At 69.8% G+C, this 22,853-nt stretch carries 18 protein-coding genes and 1 tRNA gene; 12 read left to right on the top strand and 7 right to left on the bottom strand.

The window, feature by feature from the left end:
* Positions 1–5 precede the first annotated feature (5 nt).
* The gene (locus tag WEF05_09495; GenBank protein MEX1102116.1) at positions 6–1,229 is read right to left on the bottom strand and encodes an FAD-binding oxidoreductase; all 1,224 of its coding nucleotides are present in this window, start codon (positions 1,227–1,229) and stop codon (positions 6–8) included.
* Between the two features lie 75 nt (positions 1,230–1,304).
* On the opposite strand from WEF05_09495, the gene WEF05_09490 reads away from it, so the two are divergent.
* A complete protein-coding gene (locus WEF05_09490; GenBank protein ID MEX1102115.1) occupies positions 1,305–2,066 on the top strand; it encodes a type II CAAX endopeptidase family protein in 762 nt (253 codons plus the stop codon).
* 263 nt (positions 2,067–2,329) lie between these two features.
* Positions 2,330–2,899 carry a YbaK/EbsC family protein gene (locus WEF05_09485; protein ID MEX1102114.1) on the top strand — a complete coding sequence of 190 codons (570 nt, stop codon included), beginning with the start codon at positions 2,330–2,332 and terminating at the stop codon, positions 2,897–2,899.
* A 174-nt stretch (positions 2,900–3,073) separates the two neighbouring features.
* On the opposite strand, the gene WEF05_09480 is transcribed toward WEF05_09485, so the two are convergent.
* Both WEF05_09480 and WEF05_09475 read right to left on the bottom strand, forming a co-directional pair.
* Complete coding sequence (locus WEF05_09480; protein ID MEX1102113.1) at positions 3,074–5,104, bottom strand: CocE/NonD family hydrolase; 2,031 nt, start codon at positions 5,102–5,104, stop codon at positions 3,074–3,076.
* A gap of 73 nt (positions 5,105–5,177) precedes the next feature.
* Positions 5,178–6,788, bottom strand: a complete 1,611-nt coding sequence (locus tag WEF05_09475; GenBank protein ID MEX1102112.1) for a phospholipid carrier-dependent glycosyltransferase — start codon at positions 6,786–6,788, stop codon at positions 5,178–5,180.
* A 35-nt stretch (positions 6,789–6,823) separates the two neighbouring features.
* On the opposite strand from WEF05_09475, the gene rsmI reads away from it, so the two are divergent.
* The 8 genes from rsmI to WEF05_09435 all read left to right on the top strand — a co-directional run bounded on the left by rsmI (position 6,824) and on the right by WEF05_09435 (position 14,856).
* Positions 6,824–7,657: a 16S rRNA (cytidine(1402)-2'-O)-methyltransferase gene (gene rsmI, locus WEF05_09470; protein MEX1102111.1), complete on the top strand. Its 834-nt coding sequence runs from the start codon at positions 6,824–6,826 to the stop codon at positions 7,655–7,657.
* A complete protein-coding gene (locus tag WEF05_09465; protein ID MEX1102110.1) occupies positions 7,657–8,556 on the top strand; it encodes a hypothetical protein in 900 nt (299 codons plus the stop codon). The genes rsmI and WEF05_09465 overlap by 1 nt, the downstream gene beginning before the upstream one ends.
* 83 nt (positions 8,557–8,639) lie before the next feature.
* Positions 8,640–10,190: a methionine--tRNA ligase gene (gene metG / locus WEF05_09460; GenBank protein ID MEX1102109.1), complete on the top strand. Its 1,551-nt coding sequence runs from the start codon at positions 8,640–8,642 to the stop codon at positions 10,188–10,190.
* A 551-nt stretch (positions 10,191–10,741) separates the two neighbouring features.
* A complete protein-coding gene (locus WEF05_09455) occupies positions 10,742–11,491 on the top strand; it encodes a TatD family hydrolase (GenBank protein MEX1102108.1) in 750 nt (249 codons plus the stop codon).
* A 463-nt stretch (positions 11,492–11,954) separates the two neighbouring features.
* The gene (locus tag WEF05_09450; protein ID MEX1102107.1) at positions 11,955–13,013 is read left to right on the top strand and encodes a septal ring lytic transglycosylase RlpA family protein; all 1,059 of its coding nucleotides are present in this window, start codon (positions 11,955–11,957) and stop codon (positions 13,011–13,013) included.
* Positions 13,014–13,041: 28 nt separating this feature from the next.
* Positions 13,042–13,869: a 16S rRNA (adenine(1518)-N(6)/adenine(1519)-N(6))-dimethyltransferase RsmA gene (gene rsmA / locus WEF05_09445; GenBank protein ID MEX1102106.1), complete on the top strand. Its 828-nt coding sequence runs from the start codon at positions 13,042–13,044 to the stop codon at positions 13,867–13,869.
* On the top strand, positions 13,866–14,771 hold the full coding sequence (gene ispE, locus WEF05_09440; protein ID MEX1102105.1) for a 4-(cytidine 5'-diphospho)-2-C-methyl-D-erythritol kinase: 906 nt from the start codon (positions 13,866–13,868) through the stop codon (positions 14,769–14,771). The genes rsmA and ispE overlap by 4 nt, the downstream gene beginning before the upstream one ends.
* A 14-nt stretch (positions 14,772–14,785) precedes the next feature.
* Positions 14,786–14,856: transfer RNA gene (locus tag WEF05_09435), tRNA-Gln, on the top strand.
* A 33-nt stretch (positions 14,857–14,889) separates the two neighbouring features.
* Here WEF05_09435 and WEF05_09430 read toward each other — a convergent pair.
* Positions 14,890–16,311, bottom strand: a complete 1,422-nt coding sequence (locus WEF05_09430; GenBank protein ID MEX1102104.1) for a calcium-binding protein — start codon at positions 16,309–16,311, stop codon at positions 14,890–14,892.
* Between the two features lie 37 nt (positions 16,312–16,348).
* Complete coding sequence (locus WEF05_09425) at positions 16,349–17,782, bottom strand: alkaline phosphatase family protein (protein ID MEX1102103.1); 1,434 nt, start codon at positions 17,780–17,782, stop codon at positions 16,349–16,351.
* A gap of 178 nt (positions 17,783–17,960) precedes the next feature.
* Here WEF05_09425 and glmU point away from each other — a divergent pair, with 178 nt between their 5' ends.
* Both glmU and WEF05_09415 read left to right on the top strand, forming a co-directional pair.
* Positions 17,961–19,460, top strand: a complete 1,500-nt coding sequence (gene glmU / locus WEF05_09420; protein ID MEX1102102.1) for a bifunctional UDP-N-acetylglucosamine diphosphorylase/glucosamine-1-phosphate N-acetyltransferase GlmU — start codon at positions 17,961–17,963, stop codon at positions 19,458–19,460.
* Positions 19,461–19,479: 19 nt separating this feature from the next.
* Complete coding sequence (locus WEF05_09415) at positions 19,480–20,463, top strand: ribose-phosphate diphosphokinase (GenBank protein ID MEX1102101.1); 984 nt, start codon at positions 19,480–19,482, stop codon at positions 20,461–20,463.
* 66 nt (positions 20,464–20,529) lie between these two features.
* On the opposite strand, the gene WEF05_09410 is transcribed toward WEF05_09415, so the two are convergent.
* Both WEF05_09410 and WEF05_09405 read right to left on the bottom strand, forming a co-directional pair.
* Positions 20,530–21,165, bottom strand: coding sequence for a fasciclin domain-containing protein (locus WEF05_09410; protein MEX1102100.1), 636 nt, complete (start codon positions 21,163–21,165; stop codon positions 20,530–20,532).
* Positions 21,166–21,245: 80 nt separating this feature from the next.
* Positions 21,246–22,844, bottom strand: a complete 1,599-nt coding sequence (locus WEF05_09405; protein MEX1102099.1) for a molybdopterin-dependent oxidoreductase — start codon at positions 22,842–22,844, stop codon at positions 21,246–21,248.
* Positions 22,845–22,853 lie beyond the last annotated feature (9 nt).

Genomic DNA, 22,853 nt, shown 5'->3' with positions numbered 1-22,853 from the left:
CGAGATCAGTCGTCGGGCTCGAGCGGGAAGGGCAGGGAGATGGGGTCGGCGGCGAGTGACGATCGTCCCGTCGCGTCGAAACGGTCCATGCCGTAGCGCTCGACGTCGTCGATCACCCTCGTCGTTCCCGCGATCGCCAGGTCGGCGGCGATCCGCGACACCGCCGGTCCCCACATCATCCCGTGCCCGCACGCGTTCGCGATCGTCGTTCCTTCGATCACCGCTCCGTCGGTGCGGTGCACCGGGCCGAGGATCGGCATGTGATCGGGCGTGTAGTCGATCGTCGCCGCCCATGCCTTGCGGATCCCGAGGCCGCCGGTGACGGGGACGAGCTTCGCCAGGCGGCGCTGCATCTTCCGCAGGTACAGCCAGTCGATCTCGCGCGCCTCGCCGGGCGTCTCGTCGGGGTTGCTCATCCCCCACAGCAGTCCGCCCTCGTGCAGCCGCCAGTAGATGCCGGCGCCGATGTCGAAGACCATCGGGAGCCGTTCCACCTCGAGATCCTCGTGCGGTTCGCTCACCGCGCATTGGTGGCGGGCCGCGCCCACGGGGATCGTCGCCCCGACGAGGGGGCCGACCTCGCGCCGCAGCGACGGGCCGCCGGTGAGGATCACGCGCTCGGTCGCGATCGTTCCTGCGCTCGTCCGCACGCCGGTGACCCGGTGGCGCCCCTTCCCGGCCGCGCGGGTCCGCAGCCCGAGGAACGCGGTGCGCTCGCGGAGGTCGACCTTCGCCTGTCGCATCGCGGCCGTGTAGGCGAGCACGTTCCGGGAGGGATCGATGCACCCGTCGGTGGCGACGTAGGTCCCGCCGCGATAGCCGGTGGGCGCGAGCGTCGGGTTGCGTTCGCGGACTCGGTTCGCATCGAGCCAGTCCACGTCGAGCCCGGCTGCGCGTTGCATCTCGATCCGCCGCTGCCCGCCGGCCACGTCGTCCTTGGTGACCGCGAGGATCAGGTAGCCGAGCTCGCGGAACCCGGAGTCGATACCGAACAGATCCTGCTGCTGCCGGTAGAAGGCGACGCTCTCGATGCCCAGACGCACGGTGCTCGGGGTGCCGCCCTGCTGGCGGACCACGCCCGCCGACCGACTCGAGGCGCCCTCGCCGACCAGGCCGCGTTCGAGGACCACGACCTTCTTCGCGCCGTTGCGCCGCGCGAACCAGGCGGCCCAGCCGCCGATCGTGCCGCCCCCGACGATCACGAGGTCGGCGGTCTCCTTCGTCGCCATTGCTCGTTCCCTCCCACGGGCCTCGCGGCCCCGCGGCTCTGCCGGCGGAGTGTAGTGCGGGCTTAGGCTTGCCGGGTGCGTTCGGTGCTGACCTTCGACGAGGCCGTTCCTCCCGCCCCGCTCCCGCCGCGACGGCTGGGCGAAGAGGTCCTCGTCGTGCTCGCTCTGTCGCTGCTGGCGAGCGCGGTGTTCGCGGCGATCAACCTCGTGACCGCTCCGGTGGCGGGGGTGACCGTCGCCTCGGTCAGCCAGGACGTCGTGTTCGCGCGGCAGCTGGCGAGCTTCGTGTTCGGCCTCGCTCCGGTGTGGCTCGTCCTCTACCTCGTCCGGCGCGACGGCGAGGGGGTCGGGGCGATCGGGATGGCGTGGAACCGGCCGCGGTTCGACATCGGTCTGGGGGTTGCGCTCGCCGTCGTGATCGGGGCAGCCGGGATCGGGCTCTACCTGGTTGCCGTCGAGCTCGGGGTGAACCGGTTCGTCGTTCCGGCCCCGCCGCTGGGGCACTGGTGGACGGTTCCCGTGCTCGTGCTGAATGCGGTCGAGGCGGGCCTGCTCGAGGAGACGATCGTCGCCGGGTACTTGATCACGCGGCTCCAGCAGCTCGGTGTTCGCACCCCGTGGGCGATATTCGGTTCGGCGGGGTTGCGCGCCTCGTACCACCTGTACCAGGGGTGGGGCGGATTCCTCGGGAACCTCGCGATGGGGTTGCTGCTGGGCTGGGTGTTCGCACGATGGCGCCGGACCTGGCCGTTGGTGATCGCGCACGTGCTGATCGACGTCGGTGCGGGGCTCGGCTGGATCGTGTTCCGCGACCGGTTGCCGGGTTTCGGGGGGTGAGTGCCCGGCCGGCGAACACCGCGCGGTCGCGAGGCGTGCCGGGTTCCCCACGAGCCGCAGACCGGATGCGTAGGTTCACGACGGTCCCCGATGTACGGTGCGGCGCGCCGCAACGCCCGATCGGGCGCGCACGGCGCGACCTTTGCCGCCAGATCCCGACCTTCGGCTCTGCATCGGAGTGGCGCGGACGAGTAGCATCCCGTCTCATCCGATGTGGTCGAGTCACACGGGCCCGGCGACGGGCTCAGGGGAGGGGGAGCACCATGTCGGCGCGACTGATGGAGTACCTGCAAGGTCGCGGTGTCACGTTCGTCGTGATCCCGCACCCCGACGATCCGGCCCAGCCGGATCGGGACAACCCGACGGCGTCGTCAGGGCGCCCGAGTCTGGTTGTCGCGGACGAGCGACGCGATCCGGCGCCGCGACCGACCCGGCCGCGCGGGTTCGCTCCCGACGAGGTCGTCAAGACCGAAGTGCTGGTCACCTCCCTGGGCCACGCGCTGATGGTGGTTCCCGAAACCACCGACCTCGACCTGGATCTCGCCCGCGCCGCGCTGCGCGACCCGGACGCTCGCCCGGCGGCCACGAAGGAGCTCGAGCGCTCGTTCCCCGAGTACGAGCCGGGCGCCCTTCCTCCCCTGGGGCTGTTCTTCCTCGCGCCGATGTACGTCGATCCGGCGGTCGTGCAGCGGAGCACGGTGGTGTTCCGGGCCGGGAAGCACACGCTGTCGATCGCGATGGCGACCGACGCGTTGTTCCGCGACGATCCGGTCGTGATCACACCGCTGACCGCCGCGTCGGCCGCGGCGGCATCCGACACCGAGACCGGCTGACACCTCGCTGACCGGCGTCCTTGTCGATGTCGGCGCCTGGTCCTACCCTTTGGGGTGGACGGAGGACAAGTGGCGGTGACGCCATCCCCGTCCGATACCCAAGACGCGTCCCCGGCCCGCTGCGCCGGGGACAAGCGTTTCCGGGGTCGTTTCCCCTCGCTCCTTCGGTCCGCTTCAGGCGTGGTCGCGGGGGATCCGGCGCCGCCACCGGCGGGTCCAGCGCTGCTCGCCGTTCTCGCTGACCACCAGGTCCATCTCGAGGTGGTAGGCCTCGCGGTCGCTCACGAGCTTGTGGGTCAGCTCGCTCGTCGCGGTCACCTCCGGCCACGCGATCTCGAAGCGGATGTGCCCTTCGGCCCGGGCACGGCCCGGATCGTCGTACGAAACGGCGACGTGGCCCTCGTAGATCTCGTCGACGCGGGGGCGATCGTCGGTCGCCTGCGTGACGCCGGAGCTCCCGGCCACCGCACGCGTCTCGCGCGCGAGCTGGTCGTGCTCGATGCGCCACCAGACCGCGTCGTCCCGGCCCTCCCCGTCGCCACCGCTGGCGTCGGTGCCGCCGGACGAGCCGCCGTGACGGCCGCCGACGTGCTGCTCGCGCCTGGGCTCGGCCATCGTCGGACGTTCCGAGATCGGGCTGGGTCCGTCGAGGACCGGCAGCGTCAGCATCGAGCCCACGCGGTCGATCGTGAGCGAGAGGGGCTCCGGCGGCGGCCAGGCGTTCGGCCAGTCCGTGCCGGCGAGATCGAGACGGATCCGGTGGCCCCGCTCGAAGATCCACGAGGTGACCTCGAGGGGGAACGAGATCCGATAGGGACGCCCGGGCTCGATGGGCGTGGGTTCCTCGCGCGAGTCGCGGTGCGCGAGGTTCAGCAAACCGCGCGTCACGAGTGAGGAGGTTCCGTCCGGGAACACGTCGCACAGCTTCGCGTCGAGGTAGGCGATCGGAGCCGACGAGGTGACGGTGACCTCGAGTGTCGGGTGGCCGAGGATCTCCAGCTCGTCCTCCAGCGGCTCCCAGTCGTAGACGAGCGAGAACGCTTCGTCGGCGCGCTGGTCGTCGGGCGTTCCCCACGGGAGGGCGCCGGCGCAGGAGATCCACGCGGTCCACCCGACGTCGCCCCGCACCTGCAGATCGTCGGGCCCCGTGTCGTTGCGCCCGGGCGCGCGCGCCTTCTCGAGCTCGAACTGAGTCTCGACGAGCCGCTCGAGCGGCCACCCGGGCTCGTAGCGCCACTCGCCGCGGTACTCCTTCAAGGTCGGTGACGGCCGCGTGGAACGTCTCGCGAACACGACGATCTCCGGCTCGCCGTCGATCCCGTTGTCGATGCCCTTCAGCCAGCGATCCCACCAGCGCAGATGCTCGACGACGATATCGATGTTCGGACCGGGGTCCGAGTCCTCGATCGAGGCGTGGGCCCAGGGACCCAGCAGCAGCCGCTTGGGACACGTGAGCTGTTGGATCGTGCGCAGCGAGTTGTTCCGGTACCCATCGGCCCACCCGGCGACGATCATCGTCGCCGCCTCGATCGAGTCGTAGTCGACGAGCAGCGACCCGTGCTTCCAGTAGTCGTCGAGCCGTTGGTGCTCGAGCCAGGTGATCAGCCACGGTTCGGTCTCCTGCACGCGCTGCTCCCAGACCTCGCGCCAGCCATCGCCGTAGACCGGCGGTGCGGGCGGCAGCGCGTTCATCGCGACCATGTAGGCCGGGTAGTCGATCTTGTCGAGCTGCTTCTGCGCGCCGCCGTAGTAGTGGACGTCGTCGCCGAACCGATCGTCTGTGGCGAAGATCGGGATGATCGCCTTCAACTGCGGGGGGCGGCGCATCGCGACCTGGATCGCGTTGAACCCGGAGTAGGAGGTCCCGTACATCCCGACGTCGCCGGTGCTCCAGGGCTGCTCGGCGAGCCATCGGATCACCTCGATCAGGTCGTCCTGCTCCCGCACCGGGTACTCGTCGACCGCGATGCCCTCGCTCGAGCCGGTGCCGCGGACGTCGATCCGGCAGACCGCGTAGCCGCCTTCGTCGGCGAGCCGTTCGTACTCGGGCTTGTAGCCGGAGGTGATGTCGTCCTTGCGGTAGGGAAGGGCCTCGAGGATCGCGGGCCACGGACCTGGATGAGCGGGGGCGTCGGGAAGGACGAGGTAGGCGGATAGCCGCACACCGTCGGACATGGGAATCTTGACGTGTTCGAGTGCCGGCATCAGCACAGCATCGTACCCGAGCGATCTGCGCTGAAGTCCCCCGCGATGACCGGCGGTCAGCGCACTCGTCGGGTCAGATCCAGTTGAAGTGCGCCCACGTCGTTCCGTCGAACCAGATCCGCAGCCGCCATGCCTGTTCGGTGAGTTCCCCGGCGGTCAGCACCGGCCAGAACCAGAGGAAGGTCGCGATCGCCGCGACGACGAGGAGCACGGCAACCGGCAGCAGCGGACGGATCCCGCGCTTCGCGTCGTCGGCTTCCTGCGGTTCGATCCGCCACGAGGCGAGCTCGCGGACGAGCCACACCACGGCGAGGACGAGGAACGGAGCGATCGGTGCGATGTAGAAGAGGAACTTCGGGCGCGAGATGAAGAACCACGGCAGGTACTGCACGCCGATCGCGACGAGGACGAACCCGGCGATCCAGTCGCGCGCACGGCGCCACGCGACCGCCATCGCCGGGATCGCCACGATGCTCGTCCAGAACACGACGGGGTTGCCGATCGCCATGATCTCGCGACGGACCCCCGACTCGTCGGTGTAGAAGTAGGCGACCGGGCGGGCGTTCGCGATCCATTGCCACGCGGCCGACAGGTAGCCGTGGATCGGCTGGCCCTTGTCGTCGAGTGGTTCGAGGCCACGGCTGAATCCGAGCATCTCCCGTTGCAGCGTGAACCAGCGGGAAGGGCTGAAGCCGAACTCCATGAAGTAGCCGGCGTAGGACGCGACGTAGACCAGGATCGGGACGATCGCGAACGCGAGGACGATCGTGAATCCCTCCTGCACGATCGCGCGGCGCACGGGATGGTCGGCCCACGCGCGGAACCGCCGGGTCCGCTCCCACAGCAACGAGAGCACGATGGCCGCGAGGAGCGCGAACGCCCCGGACCACTTCGTCGCGACGGCGCATGCGAGGGCGATGCCCGCCGCGAACCGCCAGGGGCGCCACAGCGGTGAGGGGACCGGTCCGGCGAACGCGGGAGCGAGCACCGGTTCCGTTCCGGGCGGGGGTGGTGGAGGTCGCCGGGGGTCGGCGCCGGTCGAGTCCCGGTCGGCATCCCAGAGATCGACGCTGCCGCCGGCGACCGGGAGGAGTCGGTCGTCGGTCGGCGGTCGGGGTCCGGACTCCTCCTCCCTCGCCGCGGCCTCCGTCCGCCGGTCGATCCACCGGCGGTCGACCACGAGCAGGAACAGCCCGAGCACGATCCAGAAGGTCAGGAGCCCGTCGAGCATCCCGATCCGCGACTGCACGAAGCTGAGGTGTTCGGTCGCCATCAGCAGGCCGGCCACCCATGCCCATGCGGCCCGACGCCACAACAGGAACGCGAGCCACGCGATCAGCATCACGGTGAGCGTTCCCGCGAACGCCGTCGCGGACCGCCAGCCGAAGGCGTCCGGACCGAAGACCCGCTGTCCGGTTCCGATCGCGAGCTTGCCCAGCGGCGGATGCACCCACGACCCCACGTCGTCGTACTTGTCGGCCCAGGCGATCTCCTGCTCGGAGGTGACGGCACACGTCTCGCGGTCGTAGCCGACGGCGAGGCAGCCGGCCTTGGAGTAGTAGACCTCGTCGAAGATCCGCCGGCCAGGGTCCCCCAGGTCGTGGAACCGGAGAGCCCCCGCCAGGATCGTGACAACCGCGATCGCGACGACGGGGTGGCCGAGGACGTGGCGCAGGCGCTGCATCGCGCACGATCGTACGCGCGTGGGACCATCGGAGGGTGAGCGGAACCCTGCATCTGGTGGGCACCCCGATCGGCAACCTCGGTGACATCGGCGAGCGGGCCCTGCAGGTCCTCGCGGCCGTCGACGTGGTCGCCGCCGAGGACACCCGCCGTACCGGACGGCTCTTGTCGCACTTCGGGATCCGGGCGCGCCTCGTGTCGTTCTTCGAGGGGAACGAGCGCGAGCGGACCGTCGAGCTGCTCGCACTCCTCCGCGAGGGGTCCGATGTCGCGGTCGTGTCCGACGCGGGCATGCCGGGGATGTCCGACCCGGGGTTCCGATTGGTGCGGGCGTGTGCCGACGACGGGATCGAGGTGCGCGTCGTTCCGGGACCCTCCGCGGTGATCGCGGCGCTCGTGGTGTCCGGATTGCCGACCGACCGGTTCGTCTTCGAGGGGTTCCCGCCCCGGAAGGCCGGCGAACGGCGGCGTCGGCTCGCCGAGCTCGCGACCGATCCGCGGACGCTCGTGTGTTTCGAGTCGCCGCACCGGGTGCGGACGCTGCTCCGTGATGCGCTCGTCGCCTTCGGCGACCGGCGCGCCGCCCTGGCCCGGGAGATCACGAAGGTCCACGAGCAGGTGCTACGCGGCCGGATCTCCGACGTGCTCTCCCAGCTCGGGTACGACGACCCGAAGGGTGAGATCGTCGTCGTGTTCGAGGGAGCGGCCGCCACCGAGGAGCCCGACCAGGACGAGCTCCTCGAGCAGGTGCGCGCGCTCGTGGAACGGGGCGAGCGCAAGCGCGCTGCGGCACAGCACGTGGCGCGCGAACGCGGGGTTTCGGCCAACGACCTCTACCGGGCGCTGCTGCAGGCCGATCAGAAGACGTGATGATCCCTCGCCCCGACCGCTCTTTCGGCGCCTCGTCGAGTCTGCCGCCACCACCTCCGGACGCGACGGCTCCGTGGGGACGGTTCTCCGCGCATCGTGCGGCCACCGGACGCGGTTCGGTTCCGCGACGGCCCGATCTGCCGCCGCGTCGCTCCCGCCTGGTGATCGCGTTCTTCACGTCGCTCGTCCTGTTGGTCGTCGCGACGGTGAGCTTCTTCGTGGTGCGCGAGATCCGCGACCACGGCGAGTACGCGTTCCTGGATCGGCAGGACGGCGTGCCGCTCGCGTGGGATCCGTGCACGCCGATCCGCTACGTCGTGAACGAGGCGCTCGCCCCCGAGGGAACAGGGGAGGACCTGTCCGAGGCGATCGCCCGGCTCGAGGAGGCGTCCGGTCTCGACTTCGTCGACGCCGGCCGCGTCGATTGGACGGTCGAGGAGTACCTGGGTTCCGGCGCCGCGATCCGGGCTGCGGACGGCGGTGTGACCTGGGCGCCGGTCCTGATCGGCTGGGAGGACTCCGCCTCGTTCCGCGACGAGCCGAACGCGTACGGGGGCGCGAACGTCCTTCCCGGAACCGGCGCCTGGCGGGACCGGTACGTGGGCGGGTTCGTCGTGATGAACGCGGACCAGTCGCTGCCGGCGGGCTTCGACAGCGACGGGAGCTGGGGTCCCGCGTTCCAGCACGAGCTGGGCCACCTCGTCGGTCTGGACCACGTCGAGTCCCGGCGCGAGGTGATGGCGCCCGCCCACTTCCCACCCTGGCCGACCGACTACGGAGAGGGCGATCGCCGGGGTCTGGCGCGGCTCGGCCGGATCGCCTGTCACGAGGGGACCCCACCGCCACCGGTCCCGTTCGCGGGAGAGGCACCGCTGTCGGATCCGGTCCCGGTCCGCTGACGGAGCGGAGGGGCGTGGCCCGCGGGCCCAGCCGCGGCGCGAGGTTCCCCGATCCGATGAGGGTGCCTCGGTAGGATGACCGGATGATGGCTTCCCCGGAGACGTTCTACGTCACGACCCCGATCTACTACCCGAACGACGTACCGCACATCGGGCACGCGTACACCTCGGTCGCCACCGACTTCGTCGCGCGCTACCACCGGATGCGGGGCGAGGATGTCTTCTTCCTGACCGGCACCGACGAGCACGGCAAGAAGGTGCCTCAGGCCGCGCAGGAACAAGGACTCGACCCACAGGAGTTCGTCGACCGGATGGAGCCACGGTGGCGCGAGGTCTGGGAACGCCTGGAGATCTCGAACGACGACTACGTCCGCACGACCGAGCCCCGGCACGAGAAGGCCGTGGTCGCGCTGCTCGAGGCGGTGCACGGCAACGGTCGCGACGACATCTACCTCGACACCTACGAGGGCCTGTACTGCGTCGCGTGCGAGGCCTACTACACCGAGGACGAGCTGGTCGACGGCCTGTGCCCGATCCACCACCGCCCCGTGGAGAGCCTCTCGGAGCAGAACTATTTCTTCCGGCTGTCGGCCTATGCGGACCGCCTCCTCGAGTACCACGCCGAGCATCCGGAGGCACTGCAGCCGGAGTCGAGGCGCAACGAGGTCCTCGCGCTGATCCGCGGGGGCCTGCGGGACTTCTCGATCTCGCGGACCTCGTTCGCCTGGGGGATCCCCCTGCCCTGGGATCCCGCGCACGTCTGCTACGTGTGGTTCGACGCGCTGACCACCTACCTGACCGGGGTCGGGTACGGCACCGACGAGAGGCGGTTCTCGCGATGGTGGCCCGCCGACGTCCACTTCATCGGCAAGGACATCCTGCGGTTCCACGCGGTCTACTGGCCGGCGATGCTGATGGCCGCGGGGCTCGAGCTCCCGCGGACGGTCTTCGCCCACGGGTTCCTCTTGGTGGGCGGGCAGAAGATGTCGAAGACGAACGCCACCGGCATCCATCCCTTCCAGCTGATCGATCACTTCGGGGCGGACGCCTACCGCTACTTCTTCCTGCGCGAGGTCTCGTTCGGGCAGGACGGGTCCTTCTCGTGGGAGGCGATGACCGATCGGTACACGGCCGACCTCGCGAACGGGCTCGGCAACCTCGCGAGTCGGGTGCTCGCGATGCTCGGCTCCTACTTCGACGGGGCCGTCCCCGAGCCGGGCGACGGCAGCGCGGCCGCGGATCTGCCCGCGGTGATCGCGGACGCCGCCCGCCGTTACGACGGGCACATGGACCGGCTCGAGCTGAACCAGGCGCTCGGAGCGGTCTGGAGCGTCGTCGACCGGGCGAACGGCTACCTCGTCGAGACCGAGCCCTGGAAGGTGGCGAAGGTGCCCGAGGCTCGCAACGAGCTCGCGGGAGTCCTCTACGCCGCCGCCGAGACCCTGCGGGTCCTCGCCGTGATGATCGCCCCCGTGATGCCCGCGACGGCCGCCCGCCTGTGGGAGCAGCTCGGGATCCCCGAGCCGATCGGCGACCAGCGCCTGCCGGCGGGAACCGAGTGGGGCGGGCTCGTTCCGGGGACGGCGACGACGAAGGGGGAGTCCCTCTTCCCTCGTCTCCCCGACGACGACTAGATCCGTCCTCTCCGTCCTCCCGTCGCGACCCGATGTCGAGGGTTCGCACGTTCCGTGAACCGTGGTCGAGGGTTCGGATCGAGACTTCTCCGCGCAGACCCCGTTCGTGGGCCGGTGTGGCCGCGATCTCCGCGGAGCAACTCTCGACCGGCACTCGATGCGGTGTTCTCATTCGTTCTTACACAGTTCTCCCCAAGGGGTCCGGGTGGTCGGGTCGAGACTTCGCACACCCACGACGAAACCTCGACCACGGTGGTTCAGGGTTGATCGAGGAACGCCTCCCAGACGTTCTCGGCGTTGCACGACGTGGGCGAACCCTCAGCCCGCATGTCCTGGGACAACGTGGCGGTTCCTGTACTGCGGCCTCAGGGTCCTCAGGGGTCGCGTTTCACGTGAAGCTCGCCCCGTGAAGTGACGGTGGACACCTTCACGTCGAGCGCTCCGGAACGCGGAAGGCTCGACGTTCGCTGCATCGAGCGGAGGTGGAGAGGGGGTAGATTCGGTGCTCGATGCGAGAGTCGAACCCTGAACCCGCGATGAACCGGGGAGCGGTGGACACCCATGCCCACCTGTTCCTCCTCGAGTCTGAACCCGGGGAAGTGGTTCAGGCGGCACTCGAGGCCGGAGTGGGCACGATCGTGTGCGTCGGCATCGATCCGGCGACCTCCCGGCGTTCCCTCGAGCTGGCCGACGCGCTCCCGGGCGTGTTCGCCACCGCCGGGCTCCATCCCCACGACGCCTCCGGGTTCGACCGCCGTGCCGGCGCGGCGATCGAGGAGCTGCTCCACGACCCCCGTGTGGTCGGGGTGGGCGAGTGCGGTCTCGACTTTTTCCGGTGGCACTCCCCGCGGGAGGACCAGGAGGCGGTGTTCCGCACCCACGTCGCCCTCAGCCGTGAGTCGGGCAAGCCGCTCGTCGTTCACTGCCGAGATGCGTGGGAGGCGACCCTCGACATCCTCCAGACCGAGCGAGCGGAGCGCGTGGTGCTCCATTGCTTCACGGGAGACGAGACGCTGGCGCGTGAATGCGTCGCGCGTGGGTTCTTCCTCTCGTTCGCCGGGAACCTCACCTATCCGAAGAACGGGTCGATGCGGACCGCCGCCGCCGAGGTCCCGTCCGACCGCCTCCTCGTGGAGACCGACTGCCCGTACCTCTCGCCGCAGTCACGGCGCGGGCGCGACAACGCTCCTGAGTTCGTCTCGCTGACGATCGAAGCGCTCGCGGAGATCCGAGGAACCAGTGTCGAGGAGATGACGAGGGTCACCGCGGAGAACGCGTTCCGTGCGTTCTCCCTTCCCTGAACGCGCGCGGATCCGCGTCGATCGCCGTCCCGTCGCGCATCCGGTGGAACGATCCGACGCGTCGAGGATCAACGCTCGGGTGCGAGGGCGGGTCGACGGTTCCACGTGGGACGCACCTTCCCCGTGCCCGACGGGTCGTGTTGGGGTCGATGGATCGGCTCCGGATGTGGGCGGCGTGCCCTCGGAGCGCGCCCGGAACCTCAGATCGCGGGTTCGAAGAGGTTTGGAACCCCCGTTCCAGGGAAGTTTGCACCCGAAGTTGAGGGTTTGATAGGGTCTCGGCCCGTTGGCCCCTTGAGGGCCCCAGAGACCACGAAGGTTCCGGTTCCGGCCACGCCGCTTCCCCCCGGAGCCTTCTTCCTAGCAGGTACTGCAGGAGGAAGGTTTGCGCGACGTAGCGACGTACCGGGTTCGGCCCGAGCGGGTCCGCAGGTTGCGGATGCGGCGGGCGACGAACCGGACCATGCTCGCGGTGGCGATCCTCGCCGCCGGCACGCTCTCCTTCTCGTTGTTCCGATCGCAGGGCATCACGCTCGTCGTGGAGGGACAGCCGCGCGCGGTCCCGACGATGAGTGGTTCGGTCGGGGAGCTCCTCGCGCAGCACGGGATCGATCCGGGCATCGCGAGCGACGTCACCCCCGAAGCGTCGACGGAACTCGCCGACGGCATGACCGTCGTGGTCGAGCTCGAAGGCGTGACCGCGGCAACGGATCCCTCGGACAGGGGGATCTGGGTGGTGGAAGGGTCGGGTGCCGAAGCGATGGAACTCATCGCCAAGCTCGCCACAGGCCCAGCCGGTTCCGGGGGCCCGGTCGGGCACTCGTCGATCTCGAGCGTGAACGTCGTGGTGCGGGGGAAGCACCGCGCCGTGGTGACGAACGCGACCGAGGTCGGCCAACTCCTCTCGGCCATGGGGATCTCGCCCGATCGTGACGACCGTGTCCTTCCACCTCCCAGCTCTCCCGTGACCGACGGCGGTACCGTGCGCTTCGCCGAGGTCGAGACCGAGACCCTCGAGGCCAGGGTCGAGGTGCCCTTCGAGACCGTCTCCCGGATCTCCTCCCACCTGTATCCGCTCGAGGAAGAGATCGCCCGCGAGGGGGTTCCAGGCGTCGCGGTGCGGGTCTTCGAAGTCAAGCTGGTTGACGGAAAGCGGGTCGGCCGGGAGCTCCTCTCGGAGGAGATCGTGCGGCAGCCGAAGGACCAGCTCCGTCTCGTCGGTCCCGAGTCGGCCGTCGACCCCGAGGGCACCGATCCCGGGGTCTACGTCCCGAGCGGGGTGCAGACGGGGGAGTCCACGTGGTACGACCCTCCGTGGTCGGGCCTGACGGCCGCCCACAAGACGCTGCCGATCGGCACGATGGTGACCGTCACGAACCTGGCCAACGGACAGAGCGTTCTCGTGAGGATCAACGACCGTGGCCCCTACGCGCCGGGACGGATCATCGACCTCTCGCCCGAGGCCTTCTCGGTCATCTCCGACCTGGGCTTCGGGGTCCTCGACGTCCGCATCAGCTGGTAGCGGGCCGGGCTCGCTCGGCCGCGCGGCCCTGCGCGACCTCGCGGAGCGCCACGGCATCCGTCCCACGAAGTCCCTCGGGCAGAACTTCCTGATCGACCCCAACCTCGCGCGCCGGATCGCGTCCCTGGCGGTCGTAGGCCCGGGGGAGCGGGTCGTGGAGGTCGGAGCCGGCCTCGGTTCCCTCACCCTCGCCCTGGCCGCCACCGGGGCCCGGGTGACCGCGATCGAGTTCGACCGCGCGCTGCTGCCCGCCCTCGAAGAGGTCACCGGCGAACTTGACAACGTCAAGATCCTCCACGCGGACGCGACCTCCCTCGACTGGAACGAGCTCCTCGGCGAGGATCGCTCGAGCCTGTGCGCGAACCTTCCCTACAACCTCGCGACCCCGCTGCTCCTCGATCTGCTCGCGGGGGTTCCCCAGCTCCGGGACTATCTCGTCATGGTCCAGCGCGAGGTCGGGGAACGCCTCGCAGCCGCCCCAGGGGAGGACGCCTTCGGCGCGGTCAGCCTGAAGGTCGCGTACCGTGCCGAGGCGTCGGTCATACGGCGGGTCCCGCCGACGGTGTTCTGGCCGCCGCCGAAGGTGGACTCGGTCCTCGTCCGCCTGACCCCGCGCCCCGCGCCTCCCGCGGAGGCGGCCGGCGTCGATCCCGGCCGCCTGCTCGCCGCGATCGACGGGGCCTTCGCCGAGAGGAGGAAGACGATGCGGAACGCGGTCCGACGGATCGCCGGGTTCGACGCCGCGCGCGCGGACGAGGTCCTCGCAGCAGCGGGCGTGCAGCCGGCGATCCGGCCCGAGCAGCTCGATCTTGCGGCGTTCGCCCGCATCGTCCGCGCCCTCGAGGAGCGCACGTGAGCGACCCTCGTCAGCGTCGCCTCGACGACGGATCGATCGTCCGCGCCGCCCCCGCGAAGCTGAACGTGTTCCTCCGCGTCCGCGGGGCGCGCGACGACGGCTACCACGACCTCGAGTCGCTCGTGCTGCCGCTCTCGCTCGCCGACACGGTGACGGTCGCCTCCGCGGACGCGCTCCGTGTGGACGTCCGCGGCGACGATGCGTTCACGAGCGCGGTCGATTCGGGCGGCATGAACCTGGCGCTCGTCGCCGCGCTCGCCCTCGGTGAGTCGTGTTCCGGCGGACCGACGGGCGCGACGATCACGATCGACAAGCGGATCCCGGTCGCCGCCGGCCTCGGCGGCGGCAGCGCCGATGCGGCGGCGGTGCTCCTTGCACTGCAGTCGCTGTGGGGATGTGGCCTCGATACCGAAGCGTTGCTGGAGATCGCGGGGCGGATCGGTTCGGACGTTCCGGCGATGGTGCTGGGCGACGCGGTCGTGATCCGGGGACGGGGCGAGCGGCTCGAACCGGTCGACGTCGTTCCCACGTGGTGGTGCGTGGTTCCGTTCGACTTCCCGACACGCTCTCCCGACGCGTACCGATGGTGGGACGATCAAGGAGGTGTCACCGGACCCGACCCGGCGCCCGCTCTGGATGCGATCCGCGAGGGCAACGTCGGCGAGCTCGGCCGGTTGCTGCACAACGATCTCGAGCCGGTGGTGGTCGCCCGCCACCCGGTGATCGGTCGGACGAAGGAAGCCTTGCTCGACGCGGGCGCGCTGGGCGCGGTGATGAGCGGGAGCGGTCCCACGGTCGTCGCCCTCGCGCGCACGGAGCTGCATGCGACGGAGCTCGCCGGTGCGTTCCCGGGCGCGATCGCGCTGTCGGCCCCGTGGTCCGGCGCGGGCTCCATGGGATGATGGCCGGCGAACGATCCGGGGTCGTCTAACGGCAAGACAGAGGCCTTTGGAGCCTTGGATGGAGGTTCGACTCCTCCCCCCGGAGCCGAGTTCCGCGCGGTGTCCTCCGATCAGCGGCTCATGGACCCGGCACCGAGGACTCGCAGTCGATCGCCTGGACCTCCCACGCGAGACACACGTCCGTGCCCGCGCCGCCGTCGAGCGCGTCCACGTTCATCGTGCCGTCGAGGAGGTCGTCACCCTCGCCCCCGACGATCGTGTCCTCGTTGAAGCCCCCGGCGAGTGCGTCGTCGCCGGAGCCGCCGTCGATCGAGTCGTTCCCGTCGTCGCCGTAGACCTGGTCGTTCCCGCCGCCCCCGAGGATCGAGTCGTCACCGGACCCACCGTGGAGGGCGTCCCTGCTCCCCCCGCCGGTGAGCACGTCCGCCCCGTGGTGGCCGAACATCGCGTCGGTTCCCGCCCCACCCGACAGCGTGTCGTCGTCCGCCGCTTGGCCGCCGGCCATCAGGAGATCGTTCCCGGCCGCGCCGACCATGGTGTCGTTCCCGTTCTTGCCGAAGAGGGCGTCCGAGCCACGCTCACCGAACAGCCGGTCCTCGTCGGCGCCGCCGTCGATCGAGTCAGCCCCCTCTCCACCGCAGATCGTGTCGGCGCCCGCTTCGCCGATCACCCGGTCGTTGCCACCGAGCGCGAGGATCACGTCGGCCTGGGCGGTCCCGGTGATCACGTCGTCCCCCTCGGTGCCCACGATCGTGGGGCGCATCCCGCGACAGCGCCGGGGCTCCGGATCGGAGGGCGCCGGCACCGGCTCGCAGTTCGCGGTCGCCTCCGTGGCGTAGCAGATGTCGGTTCCCTCGCCGCCATCGGAGCTCCCCGCATCCTGGCCGCCGTCCAGGATGTCGTCCTCCGTGCCGCCGGTGAGCGTGTCGACCCCGTCGCCCCCGTAGAGACGATCGGCGCCCGTCCCGCCGTCCAGCGTGTCGTTCTCCTCGTCGCCGATCAGGACATCCTGTCCCGCGTCCCCGCCCAGCGTGTCGTCCTCTCGCCGGGACTGGAGCACGTCCGCCCCGCCTCCGCCGAGGAGGATGTCGTTGCCTCCGCCGGTGTTGAAGGCCGCGTCGTTTCCGGGTCCGCCGAACAGCATGTCCTCACCCAGGTCGCCGCCGCCGCTCGTCATGATGTCATCGCCCGTTCCGCCGAGCTGGACGTCGGGGTGCATGACCCCGAACAGGGCGTCGACCCCCGGTCCACCGTCCATCTGATCGGCATCGCCCAGACCGACGATCGCGTCCGAACCGTCGCCGCCGCACAAGAGATCGTCGCCGTCGTACCCGATCAGCAGGTCGTTGCCGCCGAGCCCGACGATCACGTCGGGACCGTCCGTTCCGAACAGGCCGTCGTCGCCCTCGGTTCCCACGATCGTGGGAACGGCATCGAAGCATGAGGGATCGAGCCCGGCGAACGAGGGCGAACCCGTCGTCATCGTGGCAAGGATCGCCAGGACGGTGACGACGCCGGCCGCGCTCCAACGGGCGCGCACGACACTCCGACCACTCGTGCGCCCGCGTCGTTGCATCTCAGTTCGGCGGCCGGGGATCGAGGATGATCGGTGGTCGCGGCGGCTGTGTGAAGTCGAACCCCGCGGTGAGGTCGCCGAGGATGTCGACCTCCTCGCGAACGGTCGGACGGGAGTCGGGACGGCTCAGCGTGGCCGGGTCGAGCCGCTCACCACCGAGGAACCGGTCTTCGATCAACTTCAGGTACGAGTCGAACGTGTGCGTCTCGCTGTCGATGTATCCCTGCTTCGCGTAGGGACTTACGAGGAAGGCGGGCACGCGCAGCCCGTAGCCGTTCTCGTCCACCCGTGGCGGTTCGACGTGATCGTAGAAGCCGCCCCAGTCGTCCCACGTCACGAAGATCGCGGTCGACTCCCAATCGGGCCCCGACATCGCGGCGTTGATCATCCGCGTGACGTGCGCCTGGCCGGCGCGAACGCCGGTGACGGCCTGGGGGTGTTCGCTGGTCCTGTTCCCCGGGATGATCCACGACACGGGCGGCAATGTGCCCGTGCGGGCCGCGTCAAGGTACTCGTCGTGGCCGCGGATGTTCTCGAGCTGCTCGTTCTCGTTCACGGTGACGAACCCGGGCAGCGGATTCTTTCCGGCTGGGGTCTTGCCCGTATCGATCCGCGCCGCCAGTTTCTCCTCGCACCCGACGACGAAGCAGGTGCCGTTGCCCACGTAGTACGACCAGTCGACGCCCTGCTCGTGCAGCAGGTACGTGATGTCCGTCCAAGCGTAGACCGGCTCCTCGCCGTAGCTCCACTGCTCCGACGGAGCCTTCAGGTCGAGGTTCGACTCGCACGACATCGGGTCCTCGGGATCGCTGCAGAGGGCCGACCATCCCGACACGAGGAACAGGTGCGCCGGCAGGGTCCACGAGTCGGTCGGAGCGAACAGCCGGTCCTGCAGAACGAACTCGCGCGCATAGGTCCAGTAGTTCGGGACCTCGCGGTCGGTGAGGTAGGAGATCAGATCCGGTTGCCGCTTCGGCCCGACGAAGTCGTCGCATTCGGCCTCGAAGCGCTTCTCCTCGCCGGCGCACAGACGACGGCCATGGGAAGCAACCTCGATGAACCCGTCCATCGCCCCGTCGTTCACGGACGCGAGGGACGCCGGATGTGAGTGCGGGCCGCCCTGGTAGAACTGCTTGTTCGAGTGATACGGGCGAGAACATCGGTCGAGCACCGGGTCCGGGACGCACGTCTTGATGCGGCCCTGTTGGTTCACCGGGAAGCCGTCCGCGCCCGGGAACGTCCCGAAGTAGTGATCGAAGCTCCGGTTCTCCTGGACGATGAAGATCAGGTGGTCGAGTTTCTCGATCCCGGGAGGCGGATCCTCGGGAGCCCCCGCGGTCGCGGACGAGCCCCCTCCGGATCCGAGGGAAGCGGCCACGATCGCCGAGATCAGCACCGTGAGCACGATGAAGCCGGGGGGACGGCGGTTGCGCATCGCCGAAATCTATACTGGCGCTCGTCCCGTTGTGAAGGGGCAAAACGTCGATAGTTTCCGCTGGCCGGATGCCCGGTGAGTCGTCCGTGCTTGCCGCGGGAGCCTCCTGTCGGTACAAAGGGGTGCCCGGCCGGGGCCCCCACGATCCCCGTGCCGGACCGAACCGGGGACCTGACGCGTGCCGACGAACAAGCCAGCCCGCTCGCTCGCCGTGGTCGTGCTGGCCGCGGGCAAGGGCAAGCGGCTGAAGTCCAAGCTCCCGAAGGTGCTGCACCCGGTCTGCGGGCGACCCGCCCTGTGGCACGTCCTCCAGGCGGCCCGCAAGGCGCGGCCCAAGCGGATCGTGATCGTCGTCCACCACGGCGCCGACCAGGTTGCCGAGGCCGTCCGCTCGTGGAACATCACGCCCGAGCCCGTCTTCGTCGAACAGGGCGAGCCCCTCGGAACCGGCCACGCCGTGATGGTGACCAAGGACCAGGTCGACGACTGCTCCGACGTGATGGTGCTCGCCGGCGACGACCCGCTGATCGAGGGCGATCACGTCAAGGAACTGCTCGCCACCCACCGCCGGACCCGCTCGGCCGCGGCGATCATCACGACGCGTGCGGATCGCCCCACGGGCTACGGCCGCGTGATCCGGGTCGGCCACCAGCTCGTGGAGATCGTCGAGGAGTCCGACGCCGGCGAGGACATCCGCGGGATCGACGAGATCTCGACCCTGTTCTACGTGTTCCGTCGTGAGGACCTGTTCCTCGCTCTGCCGCTCGTCGGCACCCACAACCGGCAGAAGGAGTACTACCTGCCCGACACGCTCCCGATCCTGAACCACGAGCAGAAGAAGGTGTCGGTGGTCGAGTGCGACATGGGCGGGTGGAGCGGGCTCAACGACCGCGCCGGCGTCGCGCGCGTCTCGGCGATCATGCGCGAGCGGATCAACGCGCGGCTGATGGACGAGGGCGTCACGATCGTCGACCCGGCTCAGACCTACATCGACGTCGAGGTGAAGATCGGCGAGGACACGGTTGTGCGCCCCTTGACGTTCCTCGAAGGAACGACGCGGATAGGTGAGGGCTGCGAGATCGGTCCCTCGGCCCGGATCGTCGCCGGCCGGATCGACGACGGTGCCGAGGTCACCTTCTCGGTCGTCCGCGAGAGCCGGATCGGTCCGGGCGCCACCGTGGGGCCCTACGCGAGCATCCGTCCGGGAACGGTCCTCGACGCAGGTGCGAAGGTGGGCACGTTCGTCGAGGTCAAAGCCTCGAGGATCGGTCCGGACGCGAAGGTCCCGCACCTCAGCTACGTCGGCGACGCCCGGATCGGGAAGAACGCCAACGTCGGCGCGGGAACGATCACCGTGAACTACGACGGGTACGAGAAGCATCCGACGGTCGTGGGCGACGATGCGCGCGTCGGCTCCGATACGATGCTGGTGGCGCCCGTGAAGATCGGCAAGGGCGCCGCGACGGGCGCGGGATCGGCGATCACGAGGGACGTTCCCGCGGGCGCGCTCGGGGTGGAGCGTTCCGACCAGCGGAACGTCCCCGGCTACCGCTCCCGCAAGGACGCCGAGCACGATCGTGGTGTGCGCGCCGCGAAGGCCGCATCGACGGCGAAGGCCGCATCGAAGAAGAGGGGCACCACCCGGAAGAAGCAGTCCAAGGGCGAGCGAGGCAACTGACCAGGGGGAGAGCCGAACCGTGGAGATCGTGACCAAGAAGAAGCTGATGATCTTCTCCGGGACGACGCACCCGTCCCTGGCCGAGGAGATCGCCGGCCACCTCGGGGTGGAGCTGTGCGACGCGAAGCTGTCCCGGTTCGCCTCGGGGGAGATCTACTTCCGCGCGAACGAGAGCGTGCGCGGCTCCGACGTGTTCGTCGTCCAGACCCACGACGATCCGGTGAACGAGTCGATCATGGAGCAGCTGATCATGATCGACGCGCTGAAGCGGGCGAGCGCCAAGCGGATCACGGCCGTGGTCCCGTACTACGGCTACTCGCGCCAGGATCACAAGGGGATGGCCCGCGAGCCGATCAGCGCGAAGCTGATCGCCGACCTGCTGACGAAGGCGGGGTGTGACCGCGTCGTCTCGGTCGACCTGCACTCCGGTCAGATCCAGGGTTACTTCGACTTCCCGTTCGACCACCTCACGGCCCTGCCGGTCCTCACCGATTACCTGAAGAACGAGCTGATGCTCAAGCACGAGGACGACCTCGTCGTCGTCGCGCCCGACGCGGGCCGCATCAAGACCGCGGAGAAGCTGCGCAAGTACCTGTCTGCCGACCTCGCGTTCCTCTACAAGCGCCGCAGCCGCACCGAGGCCCACAAGATCGAGGAGATGGCGGTCGTCGGTGAGGTCGAGGGTCGCCCCTGCGTGCTCGTCGACGACATGATCGACACCGGGGGAACCGTCGCGAAGGGCGCGGTCGCGCTCGCCCAGCAGGGCGCCGGCCCGATCTACGCGGCCGCGACCCACGCGATCCTGTCGGGCAAGGCCGTCCAGAACCTCGAGGAGAGCCCGATCCAGGAGGTCGTCGTCACGAACACGGTGCCGATCACCGACGAGAAGACCTTCGGCAAGCTGAAGGTGCTCTCGATCGCCCCCGTGATCAGCGAAGCGATCCGCGCCGTGTTCGAGGACTCGAGCGTCTCCGAGCTCTTCCACGGCGACAACCAGGTGTGACAACGAAGGAACCCCTCGAGCCGAAGCCCGAGGGGTTCCTATCGTCGGTGCAGGTCGATCCGTCGATCACATCTCGGGCATCAGGATCCCGTCGATGATGTAGACGGTGGCGTTGCCGGTCTGCACGTTGCCGCAGATCATGTTCGCGGTGCCGTTCACGGTGAAGTCCTCGCCGCTTCCGGTCACCTCGAGGTCGTCGCCCTGCAGGGTGGTGTGGGTTCCCGCCAGGTCCTCGGGGGCGATGCGCCCCTCGATCACGTGGTAGGTCAGCACGGTGGTGAGCAGCCCCTTCGGGTCTTTCATCGCGGCCTTCAGCGTCTTCGGGTCGAGCGCCTCGAAGGCGTCGTTCGCGGGAGCGAACACCGTGATCTCCTCGGCGCTGTTCAGCGTGTCCACCAGGCCCGCCTCGTCGACGGCGGTCACGAGCGTCGACAGCGCGGGGTTGTTCGACGCGGCCGTCGCGACCGGGTCGTCCGCCATGCCGTCGAAGCTGCCCTGGCCGTCCTCGGGGACCGCGGCGCAGCCGTCGCCGAACGGCTCGGCCATCATCGGATCCATCGTCGACCCCATCGACTCTTCCATCGACGGCTCGTTGGCCGCTCCGGTGTCGGTGTCGTCGTCCCCGCTGCCGCAGGCGCCGATCACGAGCGTGCCCACCAGCAGCAATCCGACGACGCCGAACCTGTTCCGTGTGTTCCGCATCTGCATCACCTTTCCCTACCCCGTGCTTTCTCCGGATCCGGCTCCTCCCGATCCGGTGTTCCTGCTCGCCGCGTGATCGGTCAGGTGACCGTCACGACGACCGAGTGCCATCCCGTCGCCCCGTCGGGGAACGGTTCGGATCGCTCCGAGGTCTGTGTCTGTCCGTCGCCGTCGATCGCGCGAGCCTCGAGCGTGTGGTTGCCCGGGGTTGCGTCCCACGCGTAGGACCACTGCCGCCACGTGTCGATCGAGGGAACCTCGGCGAGCCGCGCCTGCTGCCAGTCGCCCTGATCGACGCGGACCTCGACTCGGTCGATCCCGACGTGCTGCGCCCACGCGACGCCGCCGATCGCGAGCGATCCGGCGGGCACCGAGGCGAGCGGGCGCGGAGTGTCGATCCGCGACATCGTTTCGATCGGCGCCTCCTCGGCCCAGCCGCGGCGCACCCAATACGGGTCGAACGCCTCGAACGTGCTCGCCTCGAGGTCGATGAGCCACTTCGTCGCCGACACGTAGCCGTACAGGCCGGGAACGACCATCCGCACCGGGAACCCGTGCTCGGGCGGGAGCGGCTCGCCGTTCATCCCGATCGCCAGCATCGCGTCGCGACCGTCGAGCACCGCGTCGACCGGCGTCCCGATCGTCATCCCGTCGATCGAGGTCGACACGAGCTGCGTCGAATCCGGCCGGATCCCCGCCTCCTCCAGCAGGTCCGCGAGGGGAGCGCCGATCCATCGGGCGTTGCCGACGTAGGGACCGCCGATCTCGTTCGACACGCACGTGAGCGTGACGTCGCGCTCGATCATCGGACGAGCGAGCAGCTGCTCGTAGGTCAGCTCGAGCGGGCGGTCGACCATGCCGTGCACCTTCAAGGTCCATTCGTCGGCCGGGAGCTTCGGCACGATCAGCGCGGTGTCGACGCGGTAGAAGTCGGTGTTGGGTGTGACGAACGGCTGCATGTCTCCGACGCCGATGTCCGACCCTGCCGGCAGCGGCCCCGCCGGACTCGACGGGGCCGGCAGCCGCACCGATGCCCGGGATGCCTCGACGTCGAACCGGCGACCGACCAACGCGCGACCCGCTCCACCGGCGAGGACCGCGACGCCGCCGACCGCGAGGCTCGTCAGCAGGAACCGCCGCCGGTCCGGGTTCGCGATCTCCCGCTGCGCGGTCGGCATCTCGGGTCCCGCAGCCGCCGCCGACGCGTCGTTGGCCTCGAGCAGTCTCGAGAGGGCGTATGCGCCCGCCGCCGCGCCGAGCACCACCGGGAGGACGTCCCACGGAGAGGCCGCCGGACGCGAGAGCGCCGAGGCGATCCCGATCGCGGCGAACACCGCGACACCCGTGTAGCCGATCGCTCGGCGACGGACCGCGCCGATCCCGAGCGCGACCGCCGCGACGGCGAGCACGAGAACGATGCCCGCGGTGAGCACGAGCTTGTCCTGTTCGCCGAAGGTGCGGATCGCGAAGGACTTCAGCCACTCGGGGGTCGCGTCGACCGCCACGCCTCCGACGGCGATCACCGGCGACGCCGACTCACCGACGAACGCGGCGATCAGCTCGGCCACGCCGAGCGCGACCGCGACGGTCAGAAACCCGATCGTCGCTCCACGTAGCGGGCGCCGCGCTCGCGCAGCCGCGCCGGCCACGTTCGGCGGAGGAGTCGTCTCTCGGTGCACGTGGTCTGA

The sequence above is a fragment of the Actinomycetota bacterium genome (genome assembly GCA_040881665.1).
In the GTDB taxonomy this organism is placed as follows: Bacteria; Actinomycetota; UBA4738; order UBA4738; family HRBIN12; genus JBBDWR01.
This window is presented reverse-complemented; position numbering and strand designations above follow the sequence as displayed.

What these genes read in the sequence shown, in the direction of transcription:
- WEF05_09475 (MEX1102112.1), bottom strand. Translation starts at nt 6,788, where the DNA reads ATGCAGCGCCTGCGCCACGTCCTCGGCCACCCCGTCGTCGCGATCGCG.
- WEF05_09495 (MEX1102116.1), bottom strand. Translation starts at nt 1,229, where the DNA reads ATGGCGACGAAGGAGACCGCCGACCTCGTGATCGTCGGGGGCGGCACG.
- WEF05_09480 (MEX1102113.1), bottom strand. Translation starts at nt 5,104, where the DNA reads ATGCCGGCACTCGAACACGTCAAGATTCCCATGTCCGACGGTGTGCGG.
- WEF05_09410 (MEX1102100.1), bottom strand. Translation starts at nt 21,165, where the DNA reads ATGCGGAACACACGGAACAGGTTCGGCGTCGTCGGATTGCTGCTGGTG.
- metG (MEX1102109.1), top strand. Translation starts at nt 8,640, where the DNA reads ATGATGGCTTCCCCGGAGACGTTCTACGTCACGACCCCGATCTACTAC.
- WEF05_09450 (MEX1102107.1), top strand. Translation starts at nt 11,955, where the DNA reads ATGCTCGCGGTGGCGATCCTCGCCGCCGGCACGCTCTCCTTCTCGTTG.
- WEF05_09465 (MEX1102110.1), top strand. Translation starts at nt 7,657, where the DNA reads ATGATCCCTCGCCCCGACCGCTCTTTCGGCGCCTCGTCGAGTCTGCCG.
- WEF05_09425 (MEX1102103.1), bottom strand. Translation starts at nt 17,782, where the DNA reads ATGCGCAACCGCCGTCCCCCCGGCTTCATCGTGCTCACGGTGCTGATC.
- WEF05_09485 (MEX1102114.1), top strand. Translation starts at nt 2,330, where the DNA reads ATGTCGGCGCGACTGATGGAGTACCTGCAAGGTCGCGGTGTCACGTTC.